Annotated in this window: 24 protein-coding genes and 1 other annotated feature; of the genes, 16 read left to right on the forward strand and 8 right to left on the reverse strand. The window is 55.9% G+C overall.

Annotation, left to right across the window (positions count from 1 at the left end; all coding sequences use genetic code 11):
* Positions 1-310: Rid family detoxifying hydrolase (locus tag T363_RS0103190; protein ID WP_031473171.1), on the reverse strand; the 310-nt coding region annotated here is incomplete at its 3' end.
* 534 nt (positions 311-844) lie between these two features.
* Here T363_RS0103190 and T363_RS0103195 point away from each other — a divergent pair.
* Positions 845-1189: a helix-turn-helix domain-containing protein gene (locus tag T363_RS0103195; RefSeq protein WP_034971525.1), complete on the forward strand. Its 345-nt coding sequence runs from the start codon at positions 845-847 to the stop codon at positions 1187-1189.
* 114 nt (positions 1190-1303) lie between these two features.
* Here T363_RS0103195 and T363_RS0103200 read toward each other — a convergent pair whose 3' ends face one another.
* The 7 genes from T363_RS0103200 to aroF all read right to left on the reverse strand — a co-directional run bounded on the left by T363_RS0103200 (position 1304) and on the right by aroF (position 11553).
* On the reverse strand, positions 1304-4306 hold the full coding sequence (locus tag T363_RS0103200; RefSeq protein ID WP_031473175.1) for a phosphodiester glycosidase family protein: 3003 nt from the start codon (positions 4304-4306) through the stop codon (positions 1304-1306).
* Between the two features lie 201 nt (positions 4307-4507).
* On the reverse strand, positions 4508-5893 hold the full coding sequence (locus tag T363_RS0103210) for a shikimate kinase (RefSeq protein WP_031473177.1): 1386 nt from the start codon (positions 5891-5893) through the stop codon (positions 4508-4510).
* A 5-nt stretch (positions 5894-5898) separates the two neighbouring features.
* Complete coding sequence (gene aroA, locus T363_RS0103215; RefSeq protein WP_031473179.1) at positions 5899-7170, reverse strand: 3-phosphoshikimate 1-carboxyvinyltransferase; 1272 nt, start codon at positions 7168-7170, stop codon at positions 5899-5901.
* Positions 7171-7175: 5 nt separating this feature from the next.
* Entirely contained in the window at positions 7176-8315 is a 1140-nt protein-coding gene (gene pheA / locus T363_RS0103220; protein WP_031473181.1) for a prephenate dehydratase, read from the reverse strand.
* Positions 8308-9399, reverse strand: a complete 1092-nt coding sequence (aroC, locus tag T363_RS0103225; protein ID WP_031473183.1) for a chorismate synthase — start codon at positions 9397-9399, stop codon at positions 8308-8310. The genes pheA and aroC overlap by 8 nt, the downstream gene beginning before the upstream one ends.
* A 12-nt stretch (positions 9400-9411) precedes the next feature.
* Complete coding sequence (gene aroB / locus T363_RS0103230) at positions 9412-10452, reverse strand: 3-dehydroquinate synthase (protein ID WP_034971526.1); 1041 nt, start codon at positions 10450-10452, stop codon at positions 9412-9414.
* 84 nt (positions 10453-10536) lie between these two features.
* The gene (gene aroF, locus T363_RS0103235) at positions 10537-11553 is read right to left on the reverse strand and encodes a 3-deoxy-7-phosphoheptulonate synthase (RefSeq protein WP_031473187.1); all 1017 of its coding nucleotides are present in this window, start codon (positions 11551-11553) and stop codon (positions 10537-10539) included.
* An 81-nt stretch (positions 11554-11634) separates the two neighbouring features.
* Positions 11635-11896: a binding site (T-box leader), on the reverse strand.
* 139 nt (positions 11897-12035) lie between these two features.
* On the opposite strand from aroF, the gene T363_RS0103240 reads away from it, so the two are divergent.
* The 15 genes from T363_RS0103240 to T363_RS0103315 all read left to right on the forward strand — a co-directional run bounded on the left by T363_RS0103240 (position 12036) and on the right by T363_RS0103315 (position 24225).
* On the forward strand, positions 12036-12941 hold the full coding sequence (locus tag T363_RS0103240) for a hypothetical protein (RefSeq protein ID WP_031473189.1): 906 nt from the start codon (positions 12036-12038) through the stop codon (positions 12939-12941).
* Positions 12929-13447 carry a stage III sporulation protein AB gene (locus tag T363_RS0103245; protein ID WP_031473191.1) on the forward strand — a complete coding sequence of 173 codons (519 nt, stop codon included), beginning with the start codon at positions 12929-12931 and terminating at the stop codon, positions 13445-13447. The genes T363_RS0103240 and T363_RS0103245 overlap by 13 nt, the downstream gene beginning before the upstream one ends.
* A 14-nt stretch (positions 13448-13461) precedes the next feature.
* Complete coding sequence (gene spoIIIAC / locus T363_RS0103250) at positions 13462-13656, forward strand: stage III sporulation protein AC (protein ID WP_031473193.1); 195 nt, start codon at positions 13462-13464, stop codon at positions 13654-13656.
* Positions 13653-14042 (forward strand): SpoIIIAC/SpoIIIAD family protein, encoded by a 390-nt coding sequence (locus T363_RS0103255; protein WP_051643056.1) that lies wholly within the window; start codon positions 13653-13655, stop codon positions 14040-14042. The genes spoIIIAC and T363_RS0103255 overlap by 4 nt, the downstream gene beginning before the upstream one ends.
* A gap of 13 nt (positions 14043-14055) precedes the next feature.
* Positions 14056-15153, forward strand: a complete 1098-nt coding sequence (locus T363_RS14970) for a stage III sporulation protein AE (protein WP_051643057.1) — start codon at positions 14056-14058, stop codon at positions 15151-15153.
* Positions 15150-15626 (forward strand): hypothetical protein, encoded by a 477-nt coding sequence (locus tag T363_RS0103265; RefSeq protein ID WP_031473199.1) that lies wholly within the window; start codon positions 15150-15152, stop codon positions 15624-15626. Before T363_RS14970 ends, T363_RS0103265 begins: the two co-directional genes overlap by 4 nt.
* Complete coding sequence (locus T363_RS14975) at positions 15623-16168, forward strand: hypothetical protein (RefSeq protein WP_031473201.1); 546 nt, start codon at positions 15623-15625, stop codon at positions 16166-16168. Before T363_RS0103265 ends, T363_RS14975 begins: the two co-directional genes overlap by 4 nt.
* A gap of 36 nt (positions 16169-16204) precedes the next feature.
* A complete protein-coding gene (locus T363_RS0103275) occupies positions 16205-16723 on the forward strand; it encodes a SpoIIIAH-like family protein (RefSeq protein ID WP_031473203.1) in 519 nt (172 codons plus the stop codon).
* A gap of 81 nt (positions 16724-16804) precedes the next feature.
* Positions 16805-17215, forward strand: coding sequence for an Asp23/Gls24 family envelope stress response protein (locus T363_RS0103280; RefSeq protein WP_031473205.1), 411 nt, complete (start codon positions 16805-16807; stop codon positions 17213-17215).
* Between the two features lie 1237 nt (positions 17216-18452).
* Positions 18453-20132 (forward strand): methyl-accepting chemotaxis protein, encoded by a 1680-nt coding sequence (locus T363_RS0103290; protein ID WP_031473207.1) that lies wholly within the window; start codon positions 18453-18455, stop codon positions 20130-20132.
* 288 nt (positions 20133-20420) lie between these two features.
* Entirely contained in the window at positions 20421-20906 is a 486-nt protein-coding gene (gene nusB / locus T363_RS0103295; protein WP_031473209.1) for a transcription antitermination factor NusB, read from the forward strand.
* Positions 20899-21837, forward strand: a complete 939-nt coding sequence (locus T363_RS0103300) for a tRNA (adenosine(37)-N6)-threonylcarbamoyltransferase complex transferase subunit TsaD (protein ID WP_031473211.1) — start codon at positions 20899-20901, stop codon at positions 21835-21837. The genes nusB and T363_RS0103300 overlap by 8 nt, the downstream gene beginning before the upstream one ends.
* The gene (gene xseA, locus T363_RS0103305; RefSeq protein ID WP_031473213.1) at positions 21834-23108 is read left to right on the forward strand and encodes an exodeoxyribonuclease VII large subunit; all 1275 of its coding nucleotides are present in this window, start codon (positions 21834-21836) and stop codon (positions 23106-23108) included. The genes T363_RS0103300 and xseA overlap by 4 nt, the downstream gene beginning before the upstream one ends.
* Positions 23108-23344: an exodeoxyribonuclease VII small subunit gene (gene xseB, locus T363_RS0103310; RefSeq protein ID WP_031473215.1), complete on the forward strand. Its 237-nt coding sequence runs from the start codon at positions 23108-23110 to the stop codon at positions 23342-23344. Before xseA ends, xseB begins: the two co-directional genes overlap by 1 nt.
* Entirely contained in the window at positions 23341-24225 is an 885-nt protein-coding gene (locus T363_RS0103315) for a polyprenyl synthetase family protein (protein ID WP_031473217.1), read from the forward strand. The genes xseB and T363_RS0103315 overlap by 4 nt, the downstream gene beginning before the upstream one ends.
* Positions 24226-24428: the final 203 nt, after the last annotated feature.

The following is a 24428-nucleotide window of genomic DNA, read 5'->3' on the forward strand; positions in this document are numbered from 1 at the left end:
AGCGTGCCGGATAGCCGCCCTCGCTGAAGAACGTGGCGTATACCTCGTTCATCGCGCCGAAGTTATTCATGTCGCTCAGGAACACCGTCGTCTTGATCACGCGATCCATTCCGACCCCTGCTTCCGCCAGGATCGCCTTGACATTCGTCAGCGATTGCCGTGTCTGCTCCGCGATCCCTTCCGGGAATGCTCCCGTCGCCGGATCGATCGGCAGTTGTCCGGATGTGATCACAAGTCCGTCCGTTGCAACGGCCTGTGCGTACGGACCGATCGCCGCCGGCGCCAGCTCCGTACTGATGACTTTCTTCATCCTTGCTCGCCTCCTTTTTCTGATATGAATTTATCACCGAGAAAATAAATTGTCAATCGGTTTTTGTATACTTTGTATAAATGAATGAAGCTGACCTGCTTATTTATACACATAAAACACATATTTTGTGAAAATGGATAAAATTTTTTTGTCTATTTGCTCGGATGAAACAAAATTTTCAGCATGAGAAATCCCACATATGCAGGATTAAGCGGATCGCCGGAATATGGAGGAGTGAAAATATGGAAAAATGTCTGTTAAGATGATGTAAAGGTTTGGGCTTATTGTGTAAAGTTTCTTTATTTGGCTTGACCAGAGAGGTTGCGAATGGTATTTTTAGGACGCTGGGATGAGTGGTGGAGTCTGTCATAAAAGCCGATGGCTTTTATTTATTCGCAGCCGTTCATAAGCAATTTTTGTAGGATGGAACGGGCAGGACTCCAGACGGAGTTCTGTCTTTTTGTAACCGGAGAGGCCACATACGCAGAGAAGACCATACAAAGATACAGTGATGACTGGGGGAACCAAAGAAATATGGCAAAGGGACGAAAAACAACGCTGGAAGAGCGGATCGAGATCATCAGTTATTGCATTGCCAATCATAGGGACTATGCAGCGGCGATGCGTCAATTTGATGTGACCTATTATCAGGTTTACGGTTGGCTGCGCAAATATGAGGCGGAAGGGCCTGCCGGCCTGCTTGACCGTCGGGGGCGGCGCAAGGATGTATTGCCGGTGAGCGAGCTGGCGCAGTTATCCGAGCGGCGGTCAGCGGCGGGGCGCTCGGATGTGCTGGTTTTGGCACAGCCTGCCATGATGCAGGCGGCACATTTGAGATTGCATATTCAGGATGAACTGCTGAAAGAACTGCAAAAATAAGCGCCGTGGCAGATGGCTGCTGCGTACCGGTATAAATTTACTGTGATAAGCTGAAACTGCCCCCGGCAGTCCTGCATCAGGACTGCCGGGGGCAGTTGTATGATTGGGGGAGTATTAGAACAAAGCCAGAACCTTGGCAATTTCGCCGCGGGTAATTTTGCCGAGTGGACGCAGGGTGTTGTCATTGTATCCGCTGATCACACCGGCAGAGGTGCAAATCTTAACCTGATCTACCGCCCAGGAAGGAATCGCGGCGGTATCCTTGTAGGTAAGGGCGCCTGCTGCATAGCCGCGCGGCAGGCAGCGGCCGATCACCGTCATCACTTCGGCACGGGTGACAGCGGCATCCGGAGAAAAATACAGTTTGCCGCCGATTGTGCTGCCCTGCATGATACTGGCATCTGCAACTGCATGGACGGCACCGCGCGCCCAATCCGGGATCGAGCGGTCATCAGTGAAGTCGGTTTTACCGCCGCCCGAGGTATCCAGCCCCAACAAACGAGCCATCGTAACGGCAAATTCTTTGCGGGTCAGATTGCGTTCGGGACGGAAACAGAGTGCACCATCAGACGAAAGCTCGCCCTGCATAATGTCGCGGGTATGGAGCAGCGACGCGTAGCCGCGCGCCCAGTGCTTGGCGGTGTCCGAGAACACGGCATTGGCATTGCCGGCCGTGATCGTAGCAGAGACGCGGGTACGGTTGCCGGCATCATCGGATACATCAATCGTCAAGCAGTGCGTACCGGATGCAAGCGAACCGGTCGTAACGGTCATTGTGGAGCCGCTCATGGAAGCAGCGCCGGGCAGAAGCTTACCATCCAGTTTAACTGCAATATTGGATGCACGTGCAGGGTATTTGCCCTTTTCCATTGTGGCGGTACCGGTGACAGAAGCGGAACTGCCGGCTGCGGTGGTGATGTCGGTTTGGTTCAGCTTTACAGCCGGGACATCTGTATTGGTCACCGCGTGATCCGCGGAAAGCACGATTTGATCCATATAGAGGGCAGAGTTTGCCGAACCGGATCCGGTGCGTTCAAAGCGGATTCCTGTGAGCTGTACGGCGGATGCAGGGACAGCGGCTGTCAGCTGCTGCCAGCCGGTGGCTGTCGGTGCGGACAGGGGAGCGGTTAGTTCGTTGCCCTCTGCATCGGCAAAGACGGCGGTCAGCGTGCCCTGCGTGTTTTCGCCACGCGCCCACAGCGTCAGATGGCGGTAATTCTGTACTGCGGCATCCGGCAGCAGCACAGTAGCTGTCAGCACCTTGCGTCCGTCATAGGAAGCGCAAAGCGACCCGGTGCCACGTGCAACCGCAGTAAAATCGGTCACGCGGGAGAGCGTAAACTCACCAGCTGCCGTGCAGCCGTCCATATCGGTTTCAAAATCTGCGAGGGTTTGGGCATCCTGCGGATCTCCCATGCCGATGCTGACCGGGATGCTGCGGTGAGTGTTGCCGTATCTGCATGTCAGTGTGCCTTCGGCCATAGCTGATCCAGCGGTAAATACGCCGTTCGCATCCACCGAACCGATTCCTTCGGAAACGCTCCATGTAAAGGCGGTGTCGGCTGAAGCCATGGCGCGGCCCAGATGATAGGCAATGCCGGTCAGGTCGACGCTTTGTCCGGGCTTAAGGGAGAGCGCAGAGATATCCTTTTTATCCCGTTGAATAGCGATCGACTGCACATCGCCGGTGATGCACAGCTGCATTTCGCCCTGCACAGCGCCGTTGGATGCGGTAACGGTTGCAGTGCCGGTTTGTGCACCGGCGGTAAAGGTTTGGCCGTTTACGGTGCCGCGTTCGTCTGAAACCGTATAGGTCAGGTCGGTCGGAGCCTCGGCAGGCCCGTAGGACGTGTCTGCTCCCTTGACCGAGAACCAGGTAGACGCACCGGGCAGCAGGTAGCGGTAGCTCGGCGTAAGGACGGCGCGGGCGGTCACACCGTCCGCTGCAACATGGTTGACGAAAAAGATATAATTGGCGCAGGCGCGCTGTGAACCGTCGGACGGGCTGGAAATCAGCGAGGCAGAGGCATCACCCGGCTGGCGCAGTGCCATGGCAGAGGAGCCGCCGCCATCCAGACACACCGCGCGGATGCATCCGAGGCTTTTGAGCTGCTCGCCCAGCTGGGCTGCGGTCAGACCGGCGCTGTGCGTAGACTGGTTGCCGTCGATCTCATAGAGTATGACTGTGCCGTCTGCCTTTACACCAATGGCACTGCGTGCCCGGCGGGAGGAGCCGCCGTCGATGCCGGCAGTGGTGATCGTACCGTTATCGATCAGCAGCTTGCCGCCGACCGCGTACTCGACCTCCGACCAGTTTTTATCACCGGCGTAAACAGAGAGTGTGACTTCCTCGCCGATGGGAAAATCCACCCAGGATGGCACATTGGCACCGTCCGACTTGGTCAGTACCATTTGATTTTCTGTGATGGTGAGGGGACTGTTGCCGGTTCCTTTGTTGATGACCTTCATTTTGACCGATCCGTTGACGGTTACCGGGGCATCATCTACCCGTTCCAGAATGATGTTGGTGCCATTTGCGGAAAAATGGGTGGAATCATCGTAGTTATGATCCAGCAGATATGCACCTGCGGTGGTACGGGTCTTGTTGAAGTAGGAAACCGATACCTTGCCGCTGGCACCGGATACCTGCATGCTCATGGTTGGCCGACCGATCACAGCGGTGCCGTCTGCCTTGAAGCCAACGGCGTACTGCCAGGCGTCGGAGGAAATCAGCTCACCCTGATCGATGACCAGACCGATCGGGATACCGCTTGACATAACGAAAAAGTCAGCGTTTGTGCCGCCGATAACAGTGTGACCTTGATTTTCCAGATATTTGACTGCATTGGTGATGGTTGCTTTACTGCCGTAGAGCTGCTCGTCCGCATATACCATAACGGGGGATACGCCGGTATTTGGCTGATAGGTCAGGATATTGGCCCGCTGGGGGCCGCCGCTGTCCTTGCCTTCCATACGGGTGTAGGAGAGCCCTTCACCGACCGCATAGGAATAACTGAAGCCGCTGTCAAATGCAGCGCCCGCTGCGATGGACATAAACTGCACGGCGGCGAGAGAGGCCGCCAGCAGGCGGCAGGATGTTTTAGCGAAGTGTTTCATGTTCCTCCTCATTTCTGGATAAGTGGATGCGAAATGCCCGCGCCGCGCCCCCACTTCGCGCGCAGCGCACCGCTCCACGCGCGCTTCCAGTTCGCGTGCAGCGCTGTATAACAGAAGCGGATAACCGGAATCCGCTTCTGCCAAAACCTGTGCGGCACACAGGTTTTGGTCATAAGAGGATTAAGTGATGCAGTGATCCGATCAGATGCTTTTCACAACCTTTTCCAATACTTCAGACAGTTTGGGGCTGCGCACAGATACATCGGCTGCATGATGATAGATGGTTTTGCGTGCATTGTACAGGCGGCGTGTTTCGGCCTGCTTATCCGGCCGGTCGAGCAGCGGCCGGGTATTGGAGTAGGATAGGTTTTTGACAATGCGGTAAAACGGCGTATCCAGATGGATCAGCAGGCCGGTTTCACGTACCGCCTGCACATTTTCCGGCCGCAGCACCGCACCGCCGCCAAGGGAGAGCACGATCCCCTCGCGCTGGGACAGCGCACGGATATACGCGGTTTCCCGCTCTCGGAAGTAGGCTTCGCCGTGCTCGGCAAAGATATCCGAAATTTTTTTCCCTTCCTGCGCCTCCAAATACTGATCGGCGTCCACAAAGGACAGGCCGGTCAGACGGGCGAGCTTGCGGCCGACCGTGGTTTTGCCGCTGCCCATAAAGCCGCACAGCACAATGTTTTGCTTGCCGTGCTTTTCGTGCAGCCGCTTGACAGCCATCCGTCCGTAGGTGCGGCGCAGGATGGTTTCGCAGGACTGCGGTGCAAAGCACACACCGGACCAGATGGTTTGCGCGTGAGCAGCCTGCATGACCAGCATATACAGCCCGTCGCGCGTTTTGGTCTTTTTAGGGTTTGCCAGCCGCATAGTAGATGTGACCGGCGGGTTATAGATCGCGTCAAACACGTACTCGGTCTTATGCGGCAGAAAATGCAGCGGGGCAGACTGTTCCTTGGGAAACATGCCGACCGGCGTGGAATTGAGCACGATCTGGATGTCGCGCGGGATATGCCGCCGGCTGAACACGGATACATGTGCGCCGGGCAGGACGTCACAGATCTGCCGCTGCAGGGCGGCAGCTTTTTCAAGATCGCGCCCGGTGATGGTCAGGTATGCGCCTTGCGAGGCACAGTGATATGCCATCACCGAAGCGGCGCCGCCGTAGCCAAGCAGCAGTACCTTTTTGCCGCGCAGGGCAATGCCGTCCCGCTTGAGCGATTCGGCAAAGCCGAGGATATCAGTGTTGTACCCGATGGACTTTCCCTGCACAAAAGCGACAGTATTGACTGAATGCAGGTCACGTGCTGCGGTATCGACTTCGTCCAGCAGCGGAATGACGGCTTTTTTGTGCGGGATCGTGCAGTTGATGCCGTGCAGTCTGTCTTTCGCCAGCTGGAAGGCTTCCGGCAGATCTGCAGGCGGCACGGCAACGCCGATATAGTCGGCGTCCTGTCCGGAAACGGTAAAAAGCTGCTGGTGCAGTTCCGGGCTCATCGTGTGGCCGAGTGGCCAGCCGAACAGGGCGTAGGTTGGTTTTTTCGGGTGAAATGCCCGGAATTCCTCCATAGAGAGCAGCATAACGGTCAGCCTCCCAGTTGTTGCAGGGTGTCGAAAAAGTCCGGATAGGAGATCGCAACAACATCGGGATCGTGGATCCTGCTGGCGCCATTGGCGGCAAGCGCGAGCACAGCAAGGCTCATGGCGATACGGTGATCGCCGTAGGTTTCAAATGCTGCGCCGTGCGGTGTTGTACCGCCGCGGATGATCATGCCGTCCTCGGTTTCCTCCACATTCACGCCGGCCTTGGACAGTTCAGCCGCCATGGCGGCGATTCGGTTGGATTCCTTGACTTTCAGCTCCTGCGCATCGCGGATGACGGTTTCGCCTTCGGCAAAGGCTGCGGCAACTGCGATTACCGGCAGCTCGTCAATCAGGCGGGGGATGATCGACCCGCCGATTTCGGTGCCATGCAGCGGACGATACCGCACGGTCAAATCACAGACCGGCTCTGCTTCGTCACAGAAATTGCTTTCCGTGATATCTGCGCCCATGGCGCGCAGCACATCAAGGATACCAGTGCGTGTTGGGTTAACACCGACTCCACGTATGGTCAGCTCTGAGCCGGGAACGATTGCGCCGGCGGTCAGAAAGAACGCGGCAGAGGAAATATCCCCCGGGATGGTGATGTCAACCGCGTGCAGATCCTCGGGCGGGTTGAGGGTGATTATATTGCCATGGGTTTCGATTTCGACACCCAGCGTGCGGAACATCCGCTCGGTGTGGTCGCGGGAGGGAGCAGGTTCGATGACGGTGGTCTGTCCTTCGGCATACAGACCTGCGAGCAGAATGGCGCTTTTGAGCTGCGCTGAAGCAACCGGCAGACGGTATTCGATCCCGTGCAGCTCGCTCGGATACAGCGTGAGGGGGCAGTAATTATCGTTTTTTCCCTCGATCGAAGCACCCATTTCACGCAGCGGGCGAATCACACGGCCCATCGGGCGCTTCTGGATCGAGGCATCACCATTCAGTGTAACGGTAAATGGCTGCCCGGACAGGATGCCGCACAGCAGGCGGGTCGTGGTGCCGGAATTGCCGGTATACAGCGCTTCCTCCGGGGCGGCAAGGCCGTGCAGCCCCACACCTTCCACGATGACCTCATCTTCGCGGACTTCGATCGGCACACCCATTTTACGAAAACAGTCAATGGTGGCGAGGCAGTCTTCTCCCATCAGGAAACCGGTGATATGGGTCGTGCCGCTGGCCAGTGCGCCCAGCATAACCGCGCGGTGTGAGATAGATTTGTCGCCCGGCACCATGATACTGCCGTGCAGCGGACCCAAGGGTTGGATTTGCATGGTTGTTACTCCTCTGTTGTATCGGCTACATAATAGCTGCCGATGACTTTGATGTAGGGAAGCTCCTCATGGAGCTGGTATAGCAGGGACTGTACGGCATGATCGCGCATATTGCCGGTGAAATCAATATAAAACACATAGCACCACGGACTGTCTTTGATTGGACGCGAGTAAATCTGTGTCATATCAACATGATAACCGGCAAAAATATCAAGCACGCCATTGAGCGACCCGGCGACGTTGGGAATATGGAAGGCAATTTCGATACGGTTGTCTTCCGGGCGGCTGGTCAGCGTGCGGCTGACGGCAATAAAGCGGGTTTCGTTGTGCTTGATATCGTTAATGCTTTCTGCAAGGATATCAAGCCCGTTTAATTCGGCTGCCTCACGCGAACAGATGGCGGCAAGTGTTTTGTCCTGTTTTGCAGCTACGGTTTGCGCGGCAATCGCCGTATTGGCCACTTCGATAGCCTGCAAACCATGTGCGGAGATAAAATCGTGGCACTGGGGAAGGGCGTGTGGGTGCGAACAGACCTGTTGAATCTGCGCAAGCGATGCACCGCGCGGAGCTGCTAGACAGTGCCGTATTTTTTTGATGTAAGAATAGTTGATGGAAAGGTCATATTCGAGCAAAAGGTCGTATATTTCGCTTACAGTGCCCGCGGTTGTGTTTTCAACAGGCACTACGCCTGCGTCTGCCTCGCCATCGCGCACTGACTGAAAAACCTGTTCCCAAGTGGGTACGTTTTGGGGCTCACAGGAAGGGAAAAGAGCGCGTGCTGCCAGCTCCTGATACGCGCCGGGCGCTCCCTGATAATAGACCGAGCGTGGATGCAGTGCAGCTTCTGAGGGATGAAAGGGAAATTTGGCAGGGTTCAGACGCAGCACTTCGCTGTATTGATATTCGCGGCTGGCGCGGATCATACTTTGCAGCAGCGCAATATATTTGATGCGCAGCTCTTCGCTCATGCCGGTAGCGCGCTTTTGAATGATTTCAGCCTCACGGTCGGGCTTATAGATGGCGTCATCCGTTTGCGCCTTGGTTTGCGCAACCTCCCGTGCGAGAGACATGCGCAATAGAAATAGTTCACGGATAGCGGCATCTACGGAGTTAATGTCCTGTCGGATCGAGGAAAGCTCACGCATAGCCGTTCGCCTCCCTCAGCAGGTCGGCCAGCGCGATGGCGCAGGCCGCTTCGATGACCGGTGCGGCGCGGGTGACGATGCAGGGGTCGTGCCGTCCGTGGATGGAGAGCGGCTCGGTTTTGCCGGTTTGCAGGTTGAGCGTTTCCTGTGTTATGCCGATCGAGGGCGTGGCTTTGATGCAGGCGCGCACGATCAGCGGCATGCCGTTAGTGATACCGCCGTTGATGCCGCCGTTATTGTTGGTTTCGGTTTTGACCACGCCGTTTTCTTGATACAGGGCGTCATTGGCATGCGAGCCGCGCAGCGCGGCAAAAGCAAAGCCTGCGCCGAATTCCACACCCTTAACAGCCGGAACGGCAAACAGGATGGAGGCAAGACGGCTTTCCACGGTATCCAGCATCGGGCTGCCCAGCCCGGCCGGCAGTCCGATTGCAGCGCATTCGATCACACCGCCAACCGAATCCTGTTCCATGCGCGCGTCCTCAATCGCAGCCAGCATGGCTTCCAGTGCGCGGGGGTTGTTGACCGGATAGTCGGCCTCGCGCAGCGCCTCAAGCTGTGCAGGAGTTACATCGACATCATCGAACGGCATATCCTGAATCTGTGCGATGGACTGGATGTGCGAGCCGACCTGCACGCCCTGCGTTTGCAGCCACAGCTTGCACAGCGCGCCGGCGAATACGAGGGGAGCGGTCAGCCGTCCGGAAAAATGGCCGCCGCCGCGCGGATCGTTGCAGCCCTTGTAACGCAGCATGCCTGTGTAGTCGGCATGACCCGGACGGGGCTGTGCGGCAAGACTGGCGTAATCGCCAGAATGCTGGTTGGTGTTTTGAATGAGGGCACAGATCGGGGTACCGGTCGTTTTGCCGTTGTAGATACCCGATTGGATCAGCGGCAGGTCGGCTTCCTTCCGCTGGGTGGATTGCTTATTGCGGCCGGGTGCGCGGCGCTCCATCTCGCGCAGAACAAATGCTTCATCATACGGAACGCCGGACGGGAAACCGTCGATCACAACGCCGATGCCGGCGCCGTGCGATTCTCCGAAAACAGAAATATGAATGGCGTTTCCCCAAGTGGAACCCATAGCGGGGCCTCCTTACAGTTTGAGTATATAGGTATGCAGGGCTTCGGCGTCAATCGGTGTGATCTCCGCACGGCCCGGTTCGCGGACAAGAATAAAGTTGACCGTGCCGCCGAATTTCTTTTTATCGGACAGCAGGGCGCGGAAAATCTCCTCCCTGTCATAGGGGAGCGCGGACGGCAGACCGATGTGCGCCAGCAGCGAAAGCAGCGGCGCAGTCAGGTCGGCGTTGCCCATCAGGGCGGAAAGCCGCATGGCGGCTGCCATGCCGATCGCAACCGCCTGACCATGCGTCAGGTCAGTGTAGCCGCCGAGCTTTTCTGCTGCGTGGCCGATCGTATGACCGAAATTGAGGATCATGCGAAGGCCGGTGTCGTGCTCATCAATGGCGACGACATCGCGCTTGATCTTGACGCATTCGGTGATGATCTCCTCAATGCGGTACCGGTAATCCGGATGGGCAACCATATCGAGAATATCCCTGTTGGCAATATAACCGTACTTGACCACTTCAGCCATACCGTCGGCAAAGGTTGCTTCCGGCAGGGTGGACAGTACGCCCGGGTCGATCAGTACAAGCCGCGGCTGATAAAAAGCGCCGACCAGATTTTTGCCTTCGGGCAGGTCAACGCCGGTTTTGCCGCCGACGGAGGAATCCACCTGTGCGAGCAGGGTGGTTGGGATTTGGCAGAGGGATACGCCGCGCAGGAACGTTGCAGCGGCAAAACCGGTGATATCCCCCACAACGCCGCCGCCGAGCGCGATCACCAGATCCTTGCGCGTCATACCGGCAGAAAGCATATCGTGGTAGATGGTCTCTACGGTGCAAAGCCGCTTGTGCTCCTCCCCGGCGGGAATCACGGTGTGGGATACCGGCAGGGAAAGCTGCTGCTCCAGCCGCGCCAGATACAGCGGCGCGACTGTGGAATCCGTAACAATATGGATGCGGCTGGGGGTGAAAATATCGGAAAGCACCGCGCCCGCACGATCAAGCAGGCCGGTTTCAATATAGATGTCGGATACGCCGTTCGCGCCCGTCAGGCTCAGCGTCTGCACTGCAAAACACTCCTTTTAGGTCAACTGCACAAGGATGCTGCGTATGCTGCGATGCATCCTTGCGGGGAAAGGTCAGATGTGGGATCAAAGCTCCCGACCGACGGCCTGTGCGACCGCGCGCAGGCTGGTCATGGTTTCGTGGAACGAATCATAGGTCAGGCTCTGGGCGCCGTCCGAGAGGGCGTGCGCGGGATCGTTGTGTACCTCGATCATCAGGCCGTCCGCACCAGCGGCAACGGCAGCCTTGGCCAGCGGTTCGACCATCCAGTAGATACCGCCCGCATGGGAGGGATCGACGATGACCGGCAGGTGGCTCATGCGCTTGAGCACCGGAACTGCGGAGATATCCAGCGTGTTGCGGGTGTATTTTTCGTAGGTGCGGATGCCGCGTTCGCACAGAATGACATTTTCGTTGCCGCCGGCCATGATGTACTCGGCGGACATGAGGAATTCTTCCATCGTGTTGGCAAAGCCGCGCTTGAGCAGGATGGGCTTGCTGGTCTGCCCCAGTTCCTTGAGCAGCTCGAAGTTCTGCATATTGCGTGCGCCAACCTGGAAGCAGTCGCATTTTTCCATGAACAGCTCGATATGCGCGGGATTGGTGATTTCGGTGACAACCGGCAGTCCGGTTGCTTCGTGCGCCTTGTGCAGCAGGTCAAGGCCTTCCGCCTTCAGGCCTTGGAACGAGTACGGGGAGGAACGCGGCTTCCATGCGCCGCCGCGCAGGACGGCTGCGCCGTCCGCCTTGACATGCTCGGCGACCTCGATGATCTGCTCTTCGCTTTCAACCGAGCAGGGACCGGCCATAACGACCAGCTTTTTGCCGCCGACCGCTACGCCCGGCGCGATCTCGACGACCGAATCCTGCGGGTGCATTTTGCGGTTGGCAAGCTTGAATGGTTCCTGCACCTTGAGGATATTTTCCACCTGCGGGTCGCGCAGCAGCGCGTCCTTATCCACCGCGCCGGTATCGCCGACCAGACCGATTACGATCGTGCCTGCGCCGTAGATCGGGTTAGCCTTGACGTTCCAGCGTTCGATATGGCGGGAAAGCTCTTCTACATGTTCGCGCGTTGCGCCGTGCTTCATAATGATGATCATGATGTTTTGCTCCTTTTATATAAAAAGATGATATGGTTGTGTTTGTCTGGGTGGAGAAAAATAAAAAGTCTTCCATCCACAAAGAGGGACGAAAGACAAACGGTTCCGCGGTACCACCCACATTCGGCATATTGCTATGCCGCACTTTTTCGGATACAGAGAACATATCCTATCCCTGTAACGGAGGAAGTCCGTCAGCGCCTACTCGAACCGTGGGATGTTTCAGCGCCGCAGCTCAAGAGGGAACTTCATTGTACCGGCGTCTGCGTCCGTTTCCAGTCATGCCGGACACTCCCTGTAAGCCGCACCCTGAACAATTACTTTCCTCTGTCATCGCTTTGTGCAATATTTGTACCTATTATATGCCTGATGTCCGCGCTTGTCAATGCAAAAAATGTTACGTTTTTATTTCAGCTTTTTCTTATAGCTATGGCAGGTATATCCTGCATGAGACGGGCATAGAGTAGGACAGGTGATGCGAAATGGAAGTAAAACGGGACAATGCTTTCCAGCAGGCGATCCGCTGCCTGCCGCCGCTTCGGGCGTCTCAGCTGGCTGCATTGGAGGAACAGGAAACCGCAGAGGAGGTGCGCTTTCGCGCAGGGCGGCCACCGGCGGTCAAGACCATGTCCGGCGAGCGGGAGCTGCCGCTGCCGCCGGTTTCGGCGGACGAGCTGCGTGAGATCCTCAGCCGGGCGGCACGGTATTCGGTACATAGTTACACGGAAAGTTTGAAGCATGGATTTATCACGCTGACCGGCGGGCACCGTTTAGGTGTTTGCGGTACGGCGGCGGTGGAAAACGGACAGGTCATCGGGGTGCGGGGGCTGTCCTCGCTCAATGTGCGCATTGCGCGGCAGATCAGAGCATTGGAAGCGGAGGTTGCATCGTGGATCTCCACGGGGCGGCCGCAGTCGGTGCTGCTGGTATCGCCGCCCGGATACGGCAAAACCACCCTGCTGCGGGAATGGGTGCGGCAGGTTTCCGGGCAGGGGCGGACGGTGGCGGTGGCGGATGAGCGCGGCGAGATCGCGGCGTTATCCGGCGGCGTGCCGCAGTTTGACATCGGCGGATGCACGGATGTGTTGGAGGGCTGCCCGAAAAAGCAGGCGGCGCTGATGCTGCTGAAAACCATGTCACCAGAGCTGATCGCTTTTGATGAGATCACTGCACCCGAGGATGTTGAGGCTGTGTCGTTGTGCGCACACTGCGGTACGGCGGTGCTCGCAAGTGCGCATGCGGCAGATGTGGACGATCTGTGCCGGCGGCCGCTCTACCGTGCGCTGCTTGCGCTGCAGGTGTTTGACTGTGCGGTTGTGATTGAAAAACAGGATGGACAACGGGTGTACCGGAAAAAGGGATTGGAGGATATAGCATGCTCAAACTGATGGGGGCGGTGATGATTTTCGGTTCATGCGCGGCACTGGGGCTGACGGCGCGGCAAAGCCTGCGGCGGCGGGTCGCAGCGGCGGACAGTATGCTGCTGGCACTTTCGCTGATTGTCAGCGAGATCACCTGCCGGCGGACGCCGCTGCCTGAGATCATTGCAGAACTGGCGGAAAATGAAAACGCGGCTGTGCGTTTGCTGTTTGCAGGACTGCAGCGCCGGCTGCGGGAGCAAAACGGGCTGTCGCTCAGCTACCTCTGGCGTTCGAACCTGCGGGACAATCGGACAGCGCTGGGAATGGGGGTGTCGGAATGCGATATCTTATGTGAAGCGGCAAACTATCTCGGCCGGTATGACGCGTCCGAACAGGCGGACGGGCTGCGGCAGGTGAGCCGCCGCCTTTCCGCCGCACGGGCGGCAGCGGCGGAAGAATTGCAGAATAAAGGGAATTTGTATCGCACCTGCGGTATCGCACTGGGGATTCTGGTCATTCTGGTGCTGATCTGAAAACGGAGGGACATATGGATGTTGATCTGATTTTCCGTATTGCGGCCGTGGGTATCTTGGTGGCTGTGTTGGGACAGCTGCTCACGCGCTCCGGGCGGGAGGAACAGGCCCTGATGACTACGCTGGCAGGGCTGATCGTCGTACTGATGCTGATCGTACAGGAGATCGACCATCTGTTTACGATGATGAAAAGCGTGTTTGGCTTTTGAACGGGCTGGCAGCGGCCTGCGGTCTGGTATTGGCCGCGCTGGTTTTGTCGCTGGTGCTCAAAAAGGACGCGCCGGTAATTGCCTTCCTGCTGGTGCTGACAGCCGGTATGCTGCTGGCAGTGCGCGGCATGGAGCTGGCAGGCAGTGCAGCACAGCAGTTTACCACACTGCTGGCGCAGAGCGGGATCACAGCGGGGCTGTATCGCCCGGTCTGCAAGGCGGTGGGGACGGCGGCTGTTGTGCGTGTGCTGAGCGCACTCTGCCGGGATGCGGGACAGTCTGCACTGGCGGCAAAGGTGGAACTTGTGGGGGCGGTGCTGGCGCTGTCGTTTTGTCTGCCGCTGCTCGAGCAGGTGCTGGCGCTGACATCGGATTGGATGCTGTGAAAGGACAGGAAGTATGAAAAAATGGATCGCGGTGCTGCTGTTGCTGCTCTGCTTGCCCGGTGCAGGGGCGGTGGATACGGCGGCGGTGCAGCAGGAGAGCGGCGCGGCGCTGTTGGATGCTGTGCCGCAGGAGCAGCGCGGCTATTTGGACGGTGTGCAGCCGGATACCGCGGAAGAGGTGGCCGCTTCTTTTTCCCGGCTGCTGGATAACGCGGCGCAGGATGGATGGAGTGCCGTACAGAACGCGGTACATACTTTGATCCGTACGGCGGTCGTTATTTTGCTGACGGCAGTGGCGCGGGGCTTTTCCGGCGCGGCGGGCGGTGCGGCGGACGGGCTGATCGACATGGCCGGGGCATTGGGCTGTGCAGCCATTCTGCTGCGGGATTTTACCGGGATGCTGGCACAGTGCCGGTCTGTTTTGCAGGAGATCAGCGCCTTTTCTGCGGTGCTTCAGCCGGTTTTGGCAACGGTTCTGTCGGTGGGCGGAAATGCCGCCACCGCGACGGCATTGCAGGTCGCTTCGATGTTTGTGTTCGATTTGGTGATCCGTTTGATCAACGTATTGCTTGTACCGGCGGCATGTGCTTATCTGTCGGTTACGGCGGTGGATGCCGCGACCGGCAACGAGATGCTGCATGGGGTGGCTGCTGGGATCAAGGGGGCGGCGAGCGGGGTACTCAAGCTGATTTTGACGCTGTTTACCGCCTATCTGACGGTGGCAGGCGGTGTGTCGGGCAGTGTGGACAGGGTTGCGCTTAAAACTGCGAAGTTCGCAGTATCCGGCGCTGTGCCGGTGGTGGGCGGTGTGATTTCGGATGCGACCGAAACGCTGCTTTCCGGTGCATCGCTGCTGAAAAACTCGGTTGGGATCTTCGGCATGCTGTGCGTAACTGCAATCTGCCTGATACCGTTTTTGCGGGCGGGGGCGAGCTACTTGTGCTATAAGGCCGGGGCAGCGGTGTTGTCGCCGCTTTGCTCGGGCAGTCTGCGGCAGATGTTGGCAGGGGTAGGGACGGGATTTGGTTTGCTGCTCGGTATGCTGAGCACATGCTGTCTGATTTTATATTTGGAGCTGGTATATGTGGTTGCGATGGTGAAGCCGGTATGACAGAGCTGTTTTCAACAATCCTGCTGCGCGTGACGCTGGCGGGGGCTGCTTCAGCAGTGGCGCTGCGCATTGCGGGCGGAGGAACGATGCGTGAGGTCGTTAAGCTGGCGGCCGGTCTGCTGATGCTGTTGGCTCTGCTGCAGCCGCTGCGGGGGGCGGATCGGTACAACTGGACGTCTGAGATTGGGGCGGCACAGACAGATATCGATGCAATCGAGCAGCAGAATATACAGACGACAATGAGCACTCTGGCGGCGACCATTGCAGATACGGCGGAGCAGCGTGCGGCTGTGGAGGGGTTTGACTGTTCTGTGCATGTGGAGATGGCTAAGGGGGCAGATGGTTTGCTGCAGATCGGTCGGCTGACCGTCTATTACAGTGCGCGGGATGCAGAGCGGCTGCCGGCATTGCAGCAGCTTTTAGCGCAGGAATGCGGTGTGCCGGCGGACAGACAGGAGCTGATCAGGCGATGAAACAACAGGTAAAGCAATGGTGGCAGCAGGCAAGCGGGCTGCTGCTTCCGGTTTTGCACCGGTACCGTGCGGTGCTGATCGTACTGCTGGCCGGTATTTTGCTACTGGGATCGGGGGGCTGGTTCGGCGGAGCGCAGCCGGAGGAAAACGCGCCGGTGCAGCAGGAGGAAGAATTTGCACTGCAAGCCTTTGAACAAAAGCTGCAGGAACGGCTTGGCGCAATCGAAGGGGCTGGCCGTGTGCAGCTTATGCTTTCACTGGAGCAGACCGGAGAATCCGTTTATGCGGTGGATGCGCGGCAGAACACAAATAGCGACAGCAGCCGCAGCTATGAGAGCAGTCTGGCGGTGGTGTCTGACGGGAGCTACGGCGAAAAGCCGATCACAGTCAAAAATCTGCTGCCAACCTTTCGGGGGGCGGTCATCCTGTGCGAGGGGGCGGATGACGCGCAGGTGCGGCTGGCGGTGACACGGGCGGTGGGGACGGTGTGCGGTCTCGGGGCGGATAAGATTACCGTTCTGAAAATGAAGGCAGAAGCATAAATCAGTAGTAAAGCTGTATAGGAGGGCAAGCATACGATGAAAAAAATCAAAAAACGCGGGGCGGTGTACGGCGTGATCGCATTGCTCCTGTGCGTGGCGGTTTATCTCAACTGGAGCTATGTTGGTGCGCCGGATGAGCTGCCGGCAGCAGAACAGACCGATGCACAAAATGGGGTGGACGGTGCGGCAAACCCAGCGGCAACGGATTATTTTGCCACTTCCCGGCTGAGCCGCGAGCAGGCGCGGGATGAAGCGGTCAGCACCTTGCGCGAAGTATCGGAAAGCGAGCAGGCGGATCAGACGGCGAAGGAAGAGGCGGCGGCGCAGATCTCGGCGCTGGCAGAGGATTCGGTGGCTGAGGCCAATATGGAAAGCATGATCCGTGCCAAAGGGTATGAGGATGCCGTTGTGATGATTGGAGACGGCAGTGTGAATGTGGTTGTGGCGCCGCCGGAGGGCGGTTTGCAGGCGACGGATGTGACGGTCATCAAGGATATCGTGGTGGCGGAAACCGGCGCAGTCCCCGGGCAAATTAAGATTGTGGAAGCGGCGTAACAGACAAAAAACGTATTTATCCTTGGCATTCCGCCGAAACTGTGCTATAATCCGTTTAACTGATAAAGGAGAGTGAGCATCATGGCGGATCATAAGGAATATTGGGAGACCGCAGGCGACCAGGGCTCTATCCGTATTTCGGAGGATGTCGTGGCGTCGATCGCGGCGCTGGCCACATCGGAAACCGACGGCGTCAGCGGGCTGTATTCCAGCCTGACCAATGATATCGTCAGCTTTTTAAGCAAGAAAAACCTGTCCAAGGGTGTGCGGGTCGAAATTGGTGAGGATGATACCGTAAAAATCGAAATCGGATTTCTGGCGCTGTTTGGCCATAACATTTGTGAAGTGGCAAAGCAGGTGCAGCAGAATGTCAAGGCGCAGATCGAATCCATGACCGGCCTGCGTGTAACAGAGGCAAATATCCATGTCGGCGGTGTAACTTTTGCGCCGGTTGCATCGGGAGATGAACCGGCGGAGCAGCCGGCAGAATAAGCAGCCGAAAGAGGCACAGAGCTGCGCGGCAGATTTCCGCAATCAATATGTGTCACAATGAATATGCATCAAAACCGAGGAAAATTTTCCTCGGTTTTGATGTTTTTTTATGGAAAAGTACCGCGATGGGAGCATCTGTGATTTCTTTAGTACCTTAAGCTGTGTTGCAACTTTTCTCTCTTTATTGAAATGCGCTGTGCATCCGATGCATTGGTGTGGGGAGGGCGTCACTGATTTGTTTCAGTACAGTCGAGTTCATTGGGGAATGCACGAAAAATATAAGCGGCATTCATGAGGATGCGCTGCGTTGACATGGAAGTGTGACAGAAGCGATGAAAATAATGTAGATATTTGTCAAAAATGCTAATTGCTTTATGTGTATAAATATGATATATAGATTGTAGATATTAAGCAAACATACCATAAGATACCACACTTCCGTGTGGAAAGAGTGTCATTTGCTGATAATGATCGTTTGCTTACAAGTATATTCCGCATGTCCGTGCAAAAGCAGGCCAAATGCCTGCTTTTGCTGTGCGTAGAATGCAAATCTCTATCTTATTGACAGAAACGCATTCCGACGCAAGCCTATTCCGCAAAGGGGGGAGTTGATCAAAAAACATAATCATGTGAAACTGGAAGAGTGCTATGCACGGAAAAGTGAATGATTTTGTCTTGCAAATTGAAAAATTGCAAGATGGCAAGATAAAGGTGACGAAGAAGTATGCTTAACAATCAGCAGAAGCGTAGGATTTGCAGAACGCTGTCTTTGAAAAGTGCAGGATTCTTTGACGCGATAGAAAGCTGCTTGGAATTTGTATTCTTCATGTTGTATAAAGCATTCAAGCTTCCGATATCTTGCCGATCTCAGGTTTACCGCATCATATGTAAGGTGTAATCTGTCTGAGGGATGAAATGATCCCTGCTTTAAGCCACAGTTGCGAATAGGTAAACCGGAAGCGGAATACAACGAACGTACTTGCGTCACTGTCATTGTAGTATTAAGATCACTTTATGGGGATGATTGTGGACTATGCAAATGATGCTGAAACGATTTGGACGAGAGTCTTTGTCTGGCATTCCCGGATAGAAAAGACGGGGATACATCACATTTAAGGAGAATTGTACCGAGAAATTAAACAGCTTCTTATCTGCTCTTGATCGAACAGAAAGTAGATATTCTTTCAACATATCAGGCACAGTATGAAGCGCGTATTGTAGAACAGAGGTGTGTGACGTGAAAAATTGGAAGGTAAAAAATAAACTGAGGATCAGCTTTGCGATTCTGATTGTTTTGATGCTGATTATTTCTGCGATTTCCATTTTGGGGCTGAGCTCGCTTCATCAGGAAAACGGCACTTTAGTGAATAAGACACTTGCGAATACAGAATATGTCTGGGAGATGCGAAGGAATTTGATGTCCGAGCAACGCTATGTGCTGATGGCATTTGCTGAAAAGGATAAGCAGGCCATGCAAGAGTATTCTCAAGCTGCACAGGAAGAAGTTGTAAAAAACTCCGATATTCTGAAACAGTATTTCGCCAATACTCGTGTGGAGCAGGATAAAATAAATGCCTTAGATACCTGCTTCAATGCACAGACGGCTCATCGCAATAAAATTATCGAATTGCTGGGACGAGGAACGGAAGAAAGTGTTGATGAAGCTTACGAGATTTTTGAAGCAGAGCTGAAACCTTTATTGGAACAGCAAGCGGATTTGCTGGCTGAAATTGGAAATGAGCAAAATGATTTAGCACGACAGCAGGTAGAGAAGGGTGAAAAAACCTACTGGGGTATGCTTACGCTTATTATTGCGCTTATCGTGCTGTCGATTCTCGTCAGTTTTGTTATCACTGTTGCGCTGATCAAGATGATCACATATCCGATGCAGCAGATTACCAATGCAGCGCATTCTCTTTCTCAGGGTGATTTTGACGCACATATCACATATGAAAGCACCGATGAGATGGGGGCAACATGTAAGAGTATGCAGGACAGCTTTGCTGCATTGAAGGCAATTATAATGGATATTAGCACGGTGCTGGGCGCTTTGAGCAATGGAGACCTTTCAGTGTCCACAGATGTTGAATATCCGGGTGAGATGCATGAAATCCATTTGTCTATCGAAAAGCTGATTCGGAAGCTGAATATGGCATTTGGAGAGATCAAGCGCGCAGCATATCAGATCAACTCCGGATCGGATCAGGTATCTAACGGTGCGCAGGCGCTTGCACAGGGTGCTACGGAGCAGGCCAGCAGCGTAGAAGAATTAGCGGCTACTATTTCGGATGTTTCGGATCGGGTGCAGACAAACTCTGAAAATGCTCGTAAAGCAAATGCGCTGGCTGCTGATGCAGGAGATGTGGCACAGGACACGTTGCGTGATATGAATAACATGATAGAGGCAATGCAGGAGATCTCCAATACATCAGAAGATATTGGAAAAATTATCAAGGTGATCGATGATATTGCATTCCAAACCAACATTCTTGCTCTTAATGCGGCGGTAGAGGCTGCAAGAGCGGGGTCGGCGGGCAAGGGCTTTGCCGTTGTTGCAGATGAGGTCCGGAATTTGGCGGGCAAGTCGGCTGAGGCGGCAAAGGATACGACGGCACTGATCGATCAATCGATTCGTGCAGTATCGCATGGCTCGGAAATTGCAAATAAAGCAAACGAAGCATTTAAGGAGCTTCGCGAAAAGGTCGATGAGGTTGTTACCACAATTAATATGATATCCGCAGCGTCGGCGGAGCAGGCAACGAATATCCAGCAGATTTCTGAGGGAGTTGATCAAATTTCTGCTGTGGTACAGACGAACTCTGCAACGAGTGAAGAGAGCGCGGCTGCAAGTGAGGAGCTGTCCGGACAGGCGAATGAGCTTGAAAGGCTGATAGAACAGTTCCGGTTGGCGGATTAAGGATAACTGTTATTTTGCCACAGAAGACTTGAGCGCGTGAAGAAAATCCTGTAAAAGTAGATATTCTATGTGAATGATAGGGGCTGAAGGCTCGTCTTGGAGCTTTCAGCCCTTGTTTCATACTATAACAGCACCGATGTTGTTGCCTGCAACTTCAACTATAACCGATGAGACCCTATCCTTCATCCTTTTGGTTTTTCCCGAATAACAGCTTGCAAATTTGGCCAAAATAAGATAAAATAAGTCGTATTCATAGATAACTGGGAGGAGCGTTCCGCCGTGAGTGTGATGAGCAGAACCAAAGCAAGAGAAATCGCGCTGCACCTGATCTTTGAGATGGGGTTTCAGCAGTTTGAAGAGGAGCATCTGGAAGATCGTCTGGATGCCAGCATTATGGATTCGATCAGCGGCGATATTGCGCTGTACGCAGGTAAACTGTCCGAACAGCAGACACAGTACATTCGCACGACCGTGAAGGGCGTGGCTGCACATTTGGCTGAGCTGGATCAGACGATCGAAACCTATTCCCGCGGCTGGAAGCTGAGCCGGTTGTCTCGGATGACGGTGGCAGTGCTTCGTCTGGCGATTTTTGAGATGCGCTATGCGGAGGATGTGCCGGTCGGTGTGGCGATTAACGAATCGGTCGAGCTTGCAAAAACATATGACGGGGATGAGGCGGCATCCTTTATCAACGGTGTGCTGGGAGCGGCCGCGCGGGCAGAGTTTCCCAAAAGCAAGGGGGCGCCGACCAAGACGGAGCAAAGCGATGGCTGAATGTTTTTTGGGGATCGACACCTCAAACTACCGCACCTCTGCGGCGATATATGATGCGGAGAGCGGGATGTGGCGCAATGAGGGCGGTCTGCTGACCGTACCGGATGGTGCGATCGGCCTGCGGCAGTCGGATGCGCTGTTTCAGCATACGGTTTGCCTGCACGAAAAGATAGAGGCACTTCCGCAGGGAAAGGTGCGCGCCATTGGTGTTAGCACCCGCCCTCGCGCGGTGGAAGGGTCATATATGCCCTGCTTTTTAGCGGGAGAGAGCGTCGCGCGCAGCGCGGCGCATTTGCTATCTGTGCCGCTTTTTGCGGTGTCGCATCAACAGAACCATATTGCGGCGGCAGCGTTGAGCGCGGGACGGCTTGATCTGCTCGACGGCACGTTCCTTGCATGGCACTTATCGGGTGGTACAAGCGAGCTGCTGCTGGTGCGGATGGGTGTGGACGGATTGCCGGACTGCACCTGCATCGGCGGTACGACCGATCTGGCTGCCGGCCAGTTGATCGACCGCGCCGGGGCGCTGCTCGGCCTGCCATTTCCTGCAGGGGCGGCGCTGGATGCGATGGCGCTGTCCGCAGAACCGGAAAAGGGCTATCGCCCGAAGGTAACGGACTGCAAATTTTCGCTGTCGGGAATGCAGAATCAGGTGGAGACGCGGCATAAAGCCGCATCGGATGTGCAGCTGGCACGTTTTACGTTGGAAACGGTGTCCAATGCCGTTGTCCGGGCAACAGAACAGGCGTGGGAGCGGTATCGCTGTCCGGTGCTGTGTGCAGGCGGCGTGATGGCAAGTGAGATCCTGCGTGCGCGGATGCGGGAAGCGTTTGGGGAAAAGGTGCATTTTGCAGCGCCGGTATTGTCGGGCGATAATGCAGTCGGCGCGGCGGTGCTGGCGGCACGGCTGTATGAAAGGATAAAAGCGTGAGTACCGTATATTCTGTTACGCAGCTCAATAATGAGATCAAGGAACTGCTGGATGCTGTGCCGGGTTATCGGAATCTGCTGGTGCAGGGCGAAATTTCAAATTACAAGGCGCACTCTTCCGGTCATCACTATCTGACCCTGAAGGATGAGGGGGCGTCGATCAATGCGGTGATGTTCCGTTCGGATGCTATGCGTCTGAAATTCCGCATGGAAAACGGTATGAAGGTGATCGTGCGGGCGCGGGTCAGCTCGTTTCCACGTACCGGCGCGGTGCAGCTTTATATTTCCGAGGTCATACCGGACGGCGCGGGTGCACTGAATCTTGCGTTTGAACAGCTCAAGCAGAAATTACAGGCGGAAGGATTGTTTGATTCGGCGCGAAAGCAGCCGATTCCCGCCTGTCCGCAGCAGATTGCGTTGGTAACTTCACCGACCGGTGCGGCTGTGCGCGATATGATCCGTATTTTGGGGCGGCGGTGGCCGTTGGCAAAAGTTGTTTTATATCCGGCGCAGGTGCAGGGGCAGGGCGCGGCTGAAAGCATTGCCCGTGCATTGACACTGGTAAACGCAGTCGGAGAGGCGGATGTGATCCTGTGCGGTCGCGGCGGCGGATCGATGGAGGATCTATGGGCCTTTAACGAGGAATCGGTCGCCCGCGCGATTGCCGCATCCGGGATCCCGGTGATCTCGGCGGTAGGCCATGAGCCGGATGTCACGATCGCAGATTTTGTGGCTGACCTGCGTGCTCCGACGCCGTCGGGAGCGGCGGAGATGGCGGTGCCCGATCGGGCAGAGCTGTCTGTGTCACTGCGCACGTGGGAGACACGGCTGTATGCGGCAGCACACAAACGGTGCAGCATGCAGCGCGCCCGTCTGACAGCCTTACAGGAGCGGCTGGCGCTGCGCACACCGCTGCATTACATGGAAGAAAAACGGATGGAAGTTGACCGGCTCACAGACCGGCTGCAAAATGCTCTGTCGGTACAGTTGGACAAAGCGGAGCAGCGGCTGGCGGTGCAAAAGCAGCGGCTATATACGGCGGCACAGGGCGGGCTGCATATCCGCCGGCTGCGGTTTGCCCGTATGGTGGCAACGTTGGATGCAATCAGCCCGTTGCGGGTGTTGGGGCGAGGCTACGCGGTTGCTACCAAGGGAGTGCGCGGCCCGGTGATAACAGATGCATCCATGCTTTGCCCGGGGGATCGGGTGCAGCTTCGATTTGCCAAAGGTGCGGCAGAGTGCCGCGTAACGGAAATCAGGGAGGAAGCATAATGGCGGAAAAGACGTTTGAAAGTCAGATGGAACGATTGGAGGAGATCGTTCGTCTGTTGGAGAAAGGCGAGGCCCCACTGGCAGACAGCATGAAGCTGTTTGAAGAGGGGACAAAGCTCTCTGCAGCGTTGGGGAAACTGTTGGATAAGGCGGAGCAGAAGGTATCGGTCATGCAGGAAAGCGCACAGGGCGAACTGGTCGAACAGCCTTTTCACGCAGAGGAGGCAGGAAAATGACGTTTGCCGAGCAATTACAGGCAGATATCGGCAGGATTGAATCGGCGCTGGAACGCAGCCTTTCCCGTGAAACCGGGGAAGGGTACGATCGCATTTTTGAGGCGGTCAAATATTCCGCCATGGCGGGGGGCAAGCGGCTTCGTCCGGTGATCGTACTTGCATTCTGCCGTCTGTGCGGGGGCGATGAAGAAAAAGCACTGCCGTTTGCCTGTGCACTGGAGATGATCCACACCTATTCGCTGATTCATGATGACCTGCCGTGTATGGACAATGACGACCTGCGGCGTGGTCGGCCGACCTGTCACCGGGCGTTTGATGAGGCCACCGCTGTGCTGGCGGGGGACGGTTTGCTGACGGCGGCATTTGAAACGGCTGCCGCTGCGGAAGGGCTGTCGGCGCAAACGGTTTTGCAGTGTATCCGTATTCTCGGCCGCGCTGCCGGGATGAACGGGATGATCGGCGGGCAGGTGCTTGATATGGGTGCAGAGCACCGCCGGATCCCGTTGGAGGAGCTGCGGCTGCTGCAAAGCCTGAAAACCGGCTGTCTGCTGCGTGCGGCCTGCGAGCTGGGCTGTGCTGCATCGGAAAAGGCAGATGCGGCAATGGTTGCTGCCGCGCAGATATATGGGGAAAAGCTTGGCCTGGCGTTTCAGATCCGGGATGATATTCTGGATATTGAGGGTGATGCTGCAACGCTCGGCAAGACGATCGGCAAGGATGAGAAGAATGAAAAATCCACCTTTCCATCCTTGTTGGGACTGGAAAAATGCCGTGCGCTCGTGGCAGAGCTGACGGATGCGGCAGTGCAGTCGCTTGCGGGTGCGGCGGATAGAGCTTTTTTGACCGAGCTTGCGTATAGTTTGGTCGGACGCATGAACTAATTTTGAATTTTTATGCAGCTTCCTTGAATATGGAACAAGTTTGTGCTATAATATTTATTAAGTGACGTAGTATCCTAGTCAGCGCATACGATTCCCAGGACGGGCCTAAAAATCCGTAGAAGGGCATATCGATGAAGTCTCTGGTGTTTGCTTCTTACGCCCAGTTTGGGGTGGATGCTGGAGGTTAAGGCTTGCGGGCGCGC

It is taken from the genome of Agathobaculum desmolans ATCC 43058, from assembly GCF_000701665.1.
In the GTDB taxonomy this organism is placed as follows: Bacteria; Bacillota; Clostridia; order Oscillospirales; family Butyricicoccaceae; genus Agathobaculum; species Agathobaculum desmolans.

Coding starts and splice junctions, on each gene's coding strand:
- T363_RS0103195 (WP_034971525.1), top strand. CDS start 845: ATGGCAAAGGGACGAAAAACAACGCTGGAAGAGCGGATCGAGATCATC.
- nusB (WP_031473209.1), top strand. CDS start 20,421: ATGAGCAGAACCAAAGCAAGAGAAATCGCGCTGCACCTGATCTTTGAG.
- aroF (WP_031473187.1), bottom strand. CDS start 11,553: ATGATCATCATTATGAAGCACGGCGCAACGCGCGAACATGTAGAAGAG.
- T363_RS0103245 (WP_031473191.1), top strand. CDS start 12,929: ATGCTCAAACTGATGGGGGCGGTGATGATTTTCGGTTCATGCGCGGCA.
- T363_RS14975 (WP_031473201.1), top strand. CDS start 15,623: ATGAAACAACAGGTAAAGCAATGGTGGCAGCAGGCAAGCGGGCTGCTG.
- T363_RS0103280 (WP_031473205.1), top strand. CDS start 16,805: ATGGCGGATCATAAGGAATATTGGGAGACCGCAGGCGACCAGGGCTCT.
- T363_RS0103275 (WP_031473203.1), top strand. CDS start 16,205: ATGAAAAAAATCAAAAAACGCGGGGCGGTGTACGGCGTGATCGCATTG.
- T363_RS0103315 (WP_031473217.1), top strand. CDS start 23,341: ATGACGTTTGCCGAGCAATTACAGGCAGATATCGGCAGGATTGAATCG.
- T363_RS0103265 (WP_031473199.1), top strand. CDS start 15,150: ATGACAGAGCTGTTTTCAACAATCCTGCTGCGCGTGACGCTGGCGGGG.
- pheA (WP_031473181.1), bottom strand. CDS start 8,315: ATGCGTGAGCTTTCCTCGATCCGACAGGACATTAACTCCGTAGATGCC.
- aroC (WP_031473183.1), bottom strand. CDS start 9,399: ATGGGTTCCACTTGGGGAAACGCCATTCATATTTCTGTTTTCGGAGAA.
- T363_RS0103200 (WP_031473175.1), bottom strand. CDS start 4,306: ATGAAACACTTCGCTAAAACATCCTGCCGCCTGCTGGCGGCCTCTCTC.
- T363_RS14970 (WP_051643057.1), top strand. CDS start 14,056: ATGAAAAAATGGATCGCGGTGCTGCTGTTGCTGCTCTGCTTGCCCGGT.
- T363_RS0103300 (WP_031473211.1), top strand. CDS start 20,899: ATGGCTGAATGTTTTTTGGGGATCGACACCTCAAACTACCGCACCTCT.
- aroA (WP_031473179.1), bottom strand. CDS start 7,170: ATGCAAATCCAACCCTTGGGTCCGCTGCACGGCAGTATCATGGTGCCG.
- T363_RS0103240 (WP_031473189.1), top strand. CDS start 12,036: ATGGAAGTAAAACGGGACAATGCTTTCCAGCAGGCGATCCGCTGCCTG.
- T363_RS0103210 (WP_031473177.1), bottom strand. CDS start 5,893: ATGCTGCTCTCTATGGAGGAATTCCGGGCATTTCACCCGAAAAAACCA.
- spoIIIAC (WP_031473193.1), top strand. CDS start 13,462: ATGGATGTTGATCTGATTTTCCGTATTGCGGCCGTGGGTATCTTGGTG.
- xseB (WP_031473215.1), top strand. CDS start 23,108: ATGGCGGAAAAGACGTTTGAAAGTCAGATGGAACGATTGGAGGAGATC.